Here is a 9,270-nt window from a genome sequence, read left to right as displayed (position 1 = left end):
GGGCGCCGCCCCCGCCCGCGGGCCCCCCCCCCCCCCCCGGCGGCGGCGCCACCCCTGCCACCGGGGCAACCCGCGGTCGTGAGCCACCAACGGCCGACCGGGACCTCGATCGACGGCCGGTGCGACGGGTGCCGGCGTACCCGAATCGCCTGGTGGGTGGCTCTCACCAGGGACACGCGCGAGTGCCGAGCAGCACGCAGGGCAGGATGGGCGGGTGACTGCCCCCACTCGCCCGCCGTCGGCGGTGTTGGACGCGGTGCTCGAACGGTTGACCTACGTCAACGAGGAGACCGGCTACACCGTCGCCCGAGTCTCCACCGACCGCAGCGGCGACCTGCTCACCGTGGTCGGGGCGCTGTTGGGGGCCCAGCCCGGCGAGAGCCTTCGGCTGTCCGGCCGCTGGTCGTCGCACCCGCAGTACGGCCGGCAGTTCGAGGTCCACTCCTACACCACTGTCCTGCCGGCCACGATCCAGGGCATCCGGCGCTACCTCGGCTCCGGACTGGTCAAGGGCATCGGCCCGGTCTTCGCCGAGCGGATCGTCGCGCACTTCGGCCTCGACACCCTCCAGGTCATCGAGACCGAACCGAGCCGGCTGGTCGAGGTGCCCGGCCTGGGACCGAAGCGCACCGCCAAGATAACCGCGGCGTGGGAGGAGCAGAAGGCGATCAAGGAGGTGATGGTCTTCCTCCAGGGCGTCGGCGTGTCCACCTCGCTGGCCGTACGGATCTTCAAGCAGTACGGCGACGCCGCCATCACCGTGGTGAAGAACGAGCCGTACCGGCTGGCGGCCGACGTGTGGGGCATCGGGTTCAAGACCGCCGACACCATCGCCCAGGCCGTGGGAATCCCGCACGACAGCCCCCAGCGGGTCAAGGCCGGCCTCCAGTACACCCTCTCCGAGGCCACCGACAACGGGCACTGCTACCTGCCCGACGGTCAACTGGCCGTCGAGGCCACCAAGATCCTCAACGTGCCCGCCGACCTCGTCACCACCTGCCTCGACGAACTCGTCGGCGAGGAGGGGGTGGTCCGCGAGACCCTGCCCGGGCCGGACGGCGAGCCGACGGCGGCGGTGTACCTGGTGCCGTTGCACCGCGCCGAGCAGTCCCTGGCCGGATCACTGCTGCGGCTGCTGCACCACCGCGCCGACCGGCTGCCCCACTTCACCGGCGTCGACTGGGGCAGGGCGCTGGCCTGGTTGAAGGCCCGCACCGGCACCGACCTCGCCCCGGAGCAGGAACAGGCGGTCCGGCTCGCCCTCACCGCCAAGGTCGCCGTGCTGACCGGCGGACCCGGCTGCGGCAAGAGCTTCACCGTCCGCTCGGTCGTCGAACTCGCCACCGCGAAGAAGGCGAAGGTCACCCTCGTCGCGCCGACCGGCCGCGCCGCGAAGCGGCTGTCGGAGCTGACCGGCCATCCCGCCGCCACCGTGCACCGGCTGCTCCAGCTACGCCCCGGTGGGGAGGCCAGCCACGACCGGGACAACCCCCTCGACGTCGACCTCCTCGTCGTTGACGAGGCGTCCATGCTCGACCTCGTCCTCGCCAACAAGCTCGTGAAGGCCGTCCCGCCCGGGGCGCACCTGCTGCTCGTCGGCGACGTCGACCAACTTCCCTCCGTCGGCGCCGGGGAGGTCCTGCGGGACCTGCTCGCCGCCCCGGCCATCCCCCGGGTCCGGCTGACCCAGATCTTCCGGCAGGCCGCGGAGTCCGGGGTCGTCACCAACGCCCACCGCATCAACGCCGGCAAGCCACCCCTGCTCCAGGGGCTCGGCGACTTCTTCCTGTTCGCCTGCGACGACACCGAGGCCGCCGCCGCCCTGACCGTCGACGTCGCCTGCACCCGCGTGCCCGCCCGCTTCGGCCTCGACCCGCGCCGCGACGTGCAGGTCCTCACCCCCATGCACCGCGGCCCCGCCGGCGCCGCGGCCCTGAACACGCTGCTCCAGCAGCGCCTCACCCCCGCCCGCGACGGGCAGCCCGAGCGCCGCGTGGGCGGGCGGGTGTTCCGCGTCGGCGACAAGGTCACCCAGATCCGCAACAACTACGACAAGGGCCAGGCCGGCGTCTTCAACGGCACCGTCGGCATCGTCACCGCCCTGAGCACCGAGGAGCAGACCCTCACCGTACGCACCGACGAGGACGAGGAGATCGACTACGACTTCGACGAACTCGACGAGCTGGCCCACGCGTACGCCATGACCATCCACCGCTCGCAGGGCTCCGAGTACCCCGCCGTCGTCATCCCCCTGACCACCAGCGCCTGGATGATGCTGCAACGCAACCTGCTCTACACCGCCGTCACCCGCGCCAAGCAGCTCGTCGTCCTGGTCGGCTCCCGCCGCGCGCTCGCCGCCGCCGTCCGCACGGTCGGCGCCGGGCGCCGCCACACCGCCCTCGACCACCGCCTCGCCTGACCTGCTCGATCCTCCCGACTGCCGACTCCTGGCCGGACACACCGGCATGGAGGAGGCGGCGATCTGGCAGCGGGCTTCCTGGATCCTGCCTCCAGCGGCCTGTTCCTCATGCGGTCGCGCGGGCCCGCCCGTTTCCTTACCGCCGCCGACGACGTTTCGTGACGGACGTCAGTCCGGCAGGACGTACGCGAGGCGGGCGAGCGCCGACTTGATCTCGGGCACCGTTCGCCCCCGGTCGTGGCGCTGGTACCGGTACACCTCGGGGGCGAGCGGCGCGAGCAGGACGTCGGCGAGGGCGTCTTCCTGCCAGCCGGCGTCGCGGATCAGGGACATGACGAACGTCCGCCAGAAGCCGTAGGCCCCGGTGGCGAAGCGGGTGGCACCCAGTTCGGCGCCGAGGGCCAGCGGCAGGTGTCGTTCGAGCAGCTCGATCATGGAGTCGTAGAACGCCTCGAGGCGGCGGCGAGGCGATGCGCCCGGCCCGAGTGGCGGCGGGCCGGCGAGGATCTCCTGCTGCAACCGCTGCTCGTGCACGTCGAGGAGGGCGACAGCCACGGACGTGACGTCCGGGTAGCGGCGGTAGAGCGTCGCGCGGCCGACGCCGGCGGCGGTGGCCAGGTCCGTCATGGAGATCTGCGGGCCGCGCTCGGCGAACAGGCGCTCCGCGGCCGCGAGGATGCGTCGCCGGTTGGCCGCGGCGTCGGCCCGTTCCGCGGGGGCCGGGGCCAGAAGGTCATCCGCCATCCCGACAGCCTAACCGGACACCTCGTCCGGTTGCGACAGCCCCGCTCGCCCGAGCCGGCTAAATGGACACGGCGTCCACTTAGCTGCTAGCGTCGAGGCACAACCGGACACCGTGTCCGTTTCCTCCGACGAGTAGGGACGAGAGTCATGGCCCACCTGCTGCACCTGGACGCCAGCGCCCGTCGGGCATCACACTCCCGCATGTTGAGCGGGGCGTTCGCCGACGAGTGGCGGGCCACCCACCCGACGGGGACCTACACCTACCGCGATCTCGCCGCCGACCCCGTGCCCGTCATCGGCGAGGCGTGGACCGAGATCTGCGACTACGCGCTGCGGCACGCCATCACCGAACCCGGCCGCCTCGCCGAGGGGGTGCGGACCCCGGCTCAGCGGGAGGCATGGGCGGTGGTGAAGCCGTTGCTCACCGAACTGGTCTCCGCCGACGTGCTGCTCATCGGCGCGCCCATGTACAACTTCTCGATCCCGGCGAGCCTCAAGCTGTGGATCGACCAGGTGACGTTCCCGCGCGCCAGGCTGAACCTCAAGGTCGTCGTCACCGGCGCGCGAGGCGGTTCCTACGCCCCCGGCACCCCGCGCGAGCCCGTCGACCACCAGGAGCGTTACCTGCGGGACTTCTTCCTCGGCCACTTCCAGGTCGACGACGTCACCGTCATCAACACCGAGTTCGTCAACTCCGTCGTGGACCCGACGCTGGAGCGGTGGCGCGAGTCCTACCACAGGTCGTACGCCGATGCCCGGCAGGCGGCGGTCGACGTGGCCCGCGCCGTCGCCGCCGGGGCCCTGGCACCCTCGGTAGCGCAGGCATGAGCTGGCTCGTCCTGGCGCTCGCCGGCCTGGTCGAGATCATCTGGTCGCAGACGATCAAGCCGACGCAGAACTTCACCAGGCCGGCGCCGACCCTGCTCTGCTTCGCGCTCGGAGCCGCCGCCGTCTACCTGCTCTCCCGGGCGATGCAGGACCTGCCGGTCGGCACGGCCTACGCCGTGTTCACCGGCATCGGCGCGATCGGCGCGATCTCGCTGGGCATCGTCGTGCACAAGGATCCGGTCGGTGTCGGCCGCTTCGCCGCACTGGCCCTGATCGTCTGCGGCATCGTGCTGGCCCGGGTCACCGACCCGGACTGAGCGCGGCGAGCAGGTTGCCGCCGTCCTCCAAACAGAGCCGACGTCAGCACACGTCGAGGCGGAACAACTCGGCAGCGTTGCGCCAGGCGACCCGCTCGGCCAGTTCCGCGTCGAGGTCGGCGGCGAGCACCGCCCCGAAGGCCGCCGCGGGGTCGATGAGCGTGGCGTCGGTGCCGAAGAGCAGCCGACGCGGGTCGACCGCCGCCGCCACGGCGGCGAACCGGCCCGCCTCGGTGTGCGAGAAGCACGGCTCCAGCCAGAGCCGGTCGACCGAGTTGGCCGCCTCGACGGCGTGCCGCCAGCCGTTCGCGCCCATGTGCCCGGCGATGGCGCGCAGCCCGGGGATGTCCGCGACGGCCTGGGCCAGGTCGAGCGGCGTCGCGTCCCAGGTGTGCACGAGGGCGGGCAGGTCGTGCGCGGCGACGAGTTCCAGCGCCGCGCGGGCCTGCGGGGAGTCCGCCGGGGAGCCGGTGTAGTCGGTGTGGATCTTCACGCCGACGAACCGGCCGGTGGGGAGCAGCTCGCGCAGGTCCCGTTCGGCGTCGTCGAGGCGGCGCGGGTTGATCGTCAGGTAGCCGAGCAGGCGGTCGTTGGTCTCCAGGACCCGGGCCATCGCCCGGTTGCCGGCGGCGACGTCGTAGATGACCGCCTCGGTGGCGGAGACGACGGCGAGGTCGATGCCGTAGCGGTCCATCACCGCCAGGTTGGTGGCGACCGCCCCGACGTCCATGCTGAAGAACCAGGGCCCCCAGTGGGCGTGCACGTCGATGATCATTCCTGGCCCTCCAGGATCCGGCGGGCGTTGCCGCCCGCCACGGCGGCCACCTCGGCCGGCCCGAGACCGCCGCGGGCCAGCCGCAGTCGCGGCACGACCGGCTCGTAGAACGGGGTGCGGGAGCCGTAGAGCAGCCGCCCGACGCCGACGTGGGCGACGACGGTCTCCAGCGCGTCGGGCGAGTTGAGCAGCCGGGTGGAGGTGTGGAAGCCGGGCTCGTCGCGGGCCGCCACCACGAAGTCGCCCAGGTGGTAGAAGTGCGTGTCCAGGAAGACCACGGTCGCGCCGCGCAGCGGCCGCCAGAACCGGCGGACGTCCCCGCCGGTCAGGATGACCAGGCCGGCCTCGGCGGCCCGGCGGGCGACGTGCCGCACGGACGGGAAGTCCGGCTCGACGCGCTGCTCGTCGGGGAAGAGCCGCACCGCCCGGAAGCCGCGCTCGGCGAGCCGGACGACCTCCCGCTCCGCGCCGAGCGGGTCACGCAGGTCGAGCGCGCCGACGGGCAGCACGGTGGGGCCGGCCAGGGCGGCGGCCTCGTCGTTGCCGCTGGGCATGTCGAACAGCGCCGCCCGGAGGCTGGCCACGGCCGCCCGCGCGATGCCGTTCGCGCCGAGGGTGGCCGCGACGTCGCGGGGGTCGCCGGTGGGGCCCGGCCGGTCGGCGTACCGGCCGACGAGGACGTCGACGTCGAAGGTGACCGGGGGCAGGTCGGCCGCGACGAACGGGTTGCCGCTCACCGCTGCCTCGCCACCGCGAGCACGCCGTCCCGATCGCCGTCCGGCAGCGCCGGAGCGTACGGGTCGACCGCGTGGGAGGCGGGGATCCGCCCCTCGTCGGCGGCGATCTGGAGCATGCGGTGCACGTACCCCTCCATCGGGTCGGTGAAGGTGACCTCGGCGAGCCGGTCGAGCCGGGCGGAGGCGGCGACGAAGTCGTCGTGCTTCCCGTCGGCGTACGCCCGCAGCACGGCGGCGGTGACCGGCACGGCCGCGGCGGCGAGGCCGACCAGGGCGGCCTGCGCGCCCCACATCAGCGACGGCCCGAACATCCGGTCCTCGCCCGTGACCGCCAGCCGGTCGGCCCGGTGCGCGGCGGCCAGGGCGGCCTGGCAGGCGAGCGCGTCGTGCAGCCGGGCCACCTTCACCCCGGCGACGCCCGGGTGCTCGAGCAGGGCGGCCAGCCGCGACGCGGAGTACGGCCGGGTGTAGAGGTCGAAGGCGAGCATCGGCAGGCCGGCGGACTGCCAGACGGCGTCGTGGTGGGCGACCGCGTCGCCGTCGACGGGAAAGACCAGGACGCCGGCGGCGCCGAGGTCGGCGGCCCGGGCGGCCTGCGCGGCGACCTCGTCGGTGCGCTCCCCCGGCCGGCCGCCCACCCCGACGACCACCGGCACCCCGGTGCCGACGGCGTGGCGCACGACCAGGTCGCGGGTCGCCCGGTCGAGGTAGGGGCCGCGGCCGGTGTGGGCGCACACGGCAAGGGCGTCCGCGCCGTCGACGACCAGGCCGCGCAGGTAGCGGTCGAGCACCGCGGCGTCGACCGTCCGGTCGGCGTCCATCGGCGTGGCGGTGGCGGCGACGAGCCGCCAGCGCAGCCGGTCGCGCAGCGCGGCGGCGGCCGGCGCGATCACGGGGTCACCGCCGCCCGGACCGCCCGGGCGATCTCGTCGACGTGCGCGTCGGTGTACCGCTCGTTCCAGTCGATCACCAGCAGGGTCTCCGCGATGAGCCGCTCGGCGACCGGGAACGCGCCGGGCCCGTAGGCCGGCAGCCGGTCGGCCGGCGGCACGGTCAGCGGGAAGCGGGAGGTGCCGTAGACGGGGGCCTCGGTCAGCGCCGGGGCGCAGTGCAGCGGCTGCTGGAGGTAGCCGGCGCGGGCGGGGATCCCGGCGGCGGCCAGTTTCCCGGCCACCTCGTGGTTGGTCAGCGGCGGGTCGAGCACGACGGGGAACAGCCACCAGGCGTGCGCGTCGAGGTCCGCCGGCAGGCGCACGCCGGGCAGGTCGGCCAGCGCGGCGGCCAGTCGGCGGGCGGTGCGCCGCCGGTCGGCCAGCACCCCGGGCAGCTTCGCCAGCTGGGCGCGGGCGACGGCGCCAGCCAGCTCGGTCATCCGGTAGTTCAGGCCGAGGCTCACGTGCCGGCGGGCCTCGTCGCGGGGCCAGCCCTTGTCGGCGAAGAGCCGCATCCGGCGGGCCAGCACGGCGTCGTCGGTCACGGTCAGGCCGCCGTCGCCGCAGGTGATGTGCTTCCACTGCTGGAGGCTGAAGCAGCCGATCGCGCCGGCCGTGCCGGCGAGGGTGCCGTCCGGGTAGCGGGTGAGCCAGGCCTGGGCGCAGTCCTCGATCAGCGGCACGCCGGCGGAATCGGCGACCTCGCGCAGGTCGGCGGCCGCGCCGAACAGGTGCACCCCGAGGATCGCCCGGGTGCGCGGCCCGATCGCGGCGGCGACCGCCGCCGGGTCGAGGTTGCCGGTGCACGGATCGACGTCGGCGAACACGGGCACGGCGTTCTGGGCGAGAATGGGCGCGACCGTGCCGAAGTCGCTGATCGGAGACGTGATGATCTCGTCGCCCGGGTCCGGCGCGACAGCCGCGACGGCCAGGTGCAGCGCCGCGGTCCCCGAACTGGCGGCCACGGCGTGCGACACTCCGTGGAGGTCGGCCATCTCGCGCTCCAGGGCGCGGACCTCCGTGCCCCAGACCGAGCTGAGCATGCCCGACTGGAGCACCCGGCTGACGGCGGCCAGCTCCTCCGCACCGATCGTCCGGCCGCCGGCGTCGGCCATGCTGGGGAACGACACGCACCCTCCCAGGGCTACAGTAATACCGGGCCTGACCGTAATCTTGTGCTGCGAACAATGCAACCCTGACAGGAGGCAGCGGTGACCATTGAGATCGGGGTCGTCGGTCCGCACGACCTGGTCGACGACGTGGCCGCCACCTGCGAGGAGCAGCCCGGCGTCACCGCCCGGCGGCTGCACTACGACCACGAGTCGCAGGCACCGGCGATCGTCGAGGCGCACGCCGGCCAGGTCGAGGCATGGCTGTTCACCGGCGTCGTGCCGTACACCCTCGCCCGGGAGGCGAACCTGCTGCACCGGCCGGCGGTCTTCGTCGACTACACGGGCGCGACCCTGCTCCAGGCCGCCGTGCGGCTGCTGCGCGACGGCCGCGACGTCACCCGCATGTCGATCGACACCGTCACCGGCGCCGACGTCGCCGGCACCTTCGGCGAGGCCGACCTGCCCGCGGACCGGGTCCGGTCGCTGCCCTACCGCAGCGGCCTGAGTTCCGACGACGTGGTCGCCTTCCACCGCCGGCAGCGCAAGGCCGGCGCGGACGTCGCCGTCACCTGCATCAGCTCGGTGTACGAGGTACTGCGCCACGAGATGCCGGCGTTCCGCCTCGCCCCGTCGAACCACTCGGTGCGCGCCGCGCTGCGCCAACTCCTGCTGCACGTCGGCAGCCAGGCCCAGGAGGACGCCCAGATCGCGCTCGGGCTGGCCAACCTGTCCGACGGCGACGACGGGCTGCTCAAGGAGGTGGCCGGGCTCGGCGGCACCGTCGCGCGCTTCGCCCCCGACACGTACCTCATCGTCACCACCCGCGGGCCGCTGCACGACGCCACCGGCGGCTTCACGGCGCTGCCGATGCTGCGCCGGCTGGCCGACCGGCACGAGACCGTGCAGATCGGGTTCGGGCTGGGCCGCAGCGCCGCCGAGGCGGAGAACCTGGCACGCCGCGCGCTGAGCCGGGCCCGCCGGGTCGGCCCCACCACGGCCGTGCTGTCGCTGCGCGGCGAGACCGACATCGTGCTGGAGTCCACCACGCCGGCCCCGCCGCCGGCGGAGGTGAACCTGGCGGTCATCGCCCAACGGGTCGGCCTCTCCGTGCCCACCCTGCTGCGGCTGCGTGAGGTGCGCACGACGGTCGGCGACGAGCCGCTGACCAGCCGGGAGGTCGCCGACCAACTGCGGGTGCAGCAGCGCACCGCGCGGCGCATGCTGCACCGCCTGGAGCTGGCCGGCCTGGCCGAGCGGACCGGCAACCTCGCCTCCGGCACCAGCGGTCGCCCGCTGACCCTCTACCGCCTGACCCTCTGACGGCCCGCCCGCCCCCGTCCCGGGCGGGCCCGAGGTCGGCGGCGGGGACGGTGTCCCGCGCCGCCGACCTCCCTACCGCGTCGCTC

General features: G+C 74.1%; 9 protein-coding genes. 4 read left to right on the top strand and 5 right to left on the bottom strand.

Going from position 1 to position 9,270, the window contains the following annotated elements:
* Window positions 1-214 precede the first annotated feature (214 nt).
* Window positions 215-2,419, top strand: coding sequence for an SF1B family DNA helicase RecD2 (recD2, locus tag ABT006_RS29960; protein ID WP_350711817.1), 2,205 nt, complete (start codon window positions 215-217; stop codon window positions 2,417-2,419).
* 168 nt (window positions 2,420-2,587) lie between these two features.
* Here recD2 and ABT006_RS29955 read toward each other — a convergent pair whose 3' ends face one another.
* On the bottom strand, window positions 2,588-3,163 hold the full coding sequence (locus tag ABT006_RS29955; protein ID WP_350711815.1) for a TetR/AcrR family transcriptional regulator: 576 nt from the start codon (window positions 3,161-3,163) through the stop codon (window positions 2,588-2,590).
* Between the two features lie 147 nt (window positions 3,164-3,310).
* On the opposite strand from ABT006_RS29955, the gene ABT006_RS29950 reads away from it, so the two are divergent.
* Both ABT006_RS29950 and ABT006_RS29945 read left to right on the top strand, forming a co-directional pair.
* Window positions 3,311-3,991 (top strand): FMN-dependent NADH-azoreductase, encoded by a 681-nt coding sequence (locus tag ABT006_RS29950; RefSeq protein ID WP_350711813.1) that lies wholly within the window; start codon window positions 3,311-3,313, stop codon window positions 3,989-3,991.
* Window positions 3,988-4,308 carry a DMT family transporter gene (locus tag ABT006_RS29945; RefSeq protein WP_350711811.1) on the top strand — a complete coding sequence of 107 codons (321 nt, stop codon included), beginning with the start codon at window positions 3,988-3,990 and terminating at the stop codon, window positions 4,306-4,308. Before ABT006_RS29950 ends, ABT006_RS29945 begins: the two co-directional genes overlap by 4 nt.
* A gap of 43 nt (window positions 4,309-4,351) precedes the next feature.
* Here the strand turns inward: ABT006_RS29945 and ABT006_RS29940 are convergent, their stop codons facing one another.
* The 4 genes from ABT006_RS29940 to ABT006_RS29925 are packed head-to-tail and all read right to left on the bottom strand — an operon-like array spanning window position 4,352 to window position 7,882.
* Window positions 4,352-5,083, bottom strand: a complete 732-nt coding sequence (locus ABT006_RS29940; protein WP_350711809.1) for an amidohydrolase family protein — start codon at window positions 5,081-5,083, stop codon at window positions 4,352-4,354.
* Entirely contained in the window at window positions 5,080-5,820 is a 741-nt protein-coding gene (locus ABT006_RS29935; protein WP_350711808.1) for an amidohydrolase family protein, read from the bottom strand. The genes ABT006_RS29940 and ABT006_RS29935 overlap by 4 nt, the downstream gene beginning before the upstream one ends.
* Window positions 5,817-6,713 carry a dihydrodipicolinate synthase family protein gene (locus ABT006_RS29930; RefSeq protein ID WP_350711806.1) on the bottom strand — a complete coding sequence of 299 codons (897 nt, stop codon included), beginning with the start codon at window positions 6,711-6,713 and terminating at the stop codon, window positions 5,817-5,819. Before ABT006_RS29930 ends, ABT006_RS29935 begins: the two co-directional genes overlap by 4 nt.
* Entirely contained in the window at window positions 6,710-7,882 is a 1,173-nt protein-coding gene (locus ABT006_RS29925) for a DegT/DnrJ/EryC1/StrS family aminotransferase (protein ID WP_350711804.1), read from the bottom strand. Before ABT006_RS29925 ends, ABT006_RS29930 begins: the two co-directional genes overlap by 4 nt.
* 81 nt (window positions 7,883-7,963) lie before the next feature.
* Here ABT006_RS29925 and ABT006_RS29920 point away from each other — a divergent pair, with 81 nt between their 5' ends.
* Entirely contained in the window at window positions 7,964-9,184 is a 1,221-nt protein-coding gene (locus ABT006_RS29920) for a hypothetical protein (protein ID WP_350711802.1), read from the top strand.
* Window positions 9,185-9,270 lie beyond the last annotated feature (86 nt).

Source organism: Micromonospora sp. NPDC002717 (assembly GCF_040295705.1).
Classification (GTDB): Bacteria; Actinomycetota; Actinomycetes; order Mycobacteriales; family Micromonosporaceae; genus Micromonospora.
This window is presented reverse-complemented; position numbering and strand designations above follow the sequence as displayed.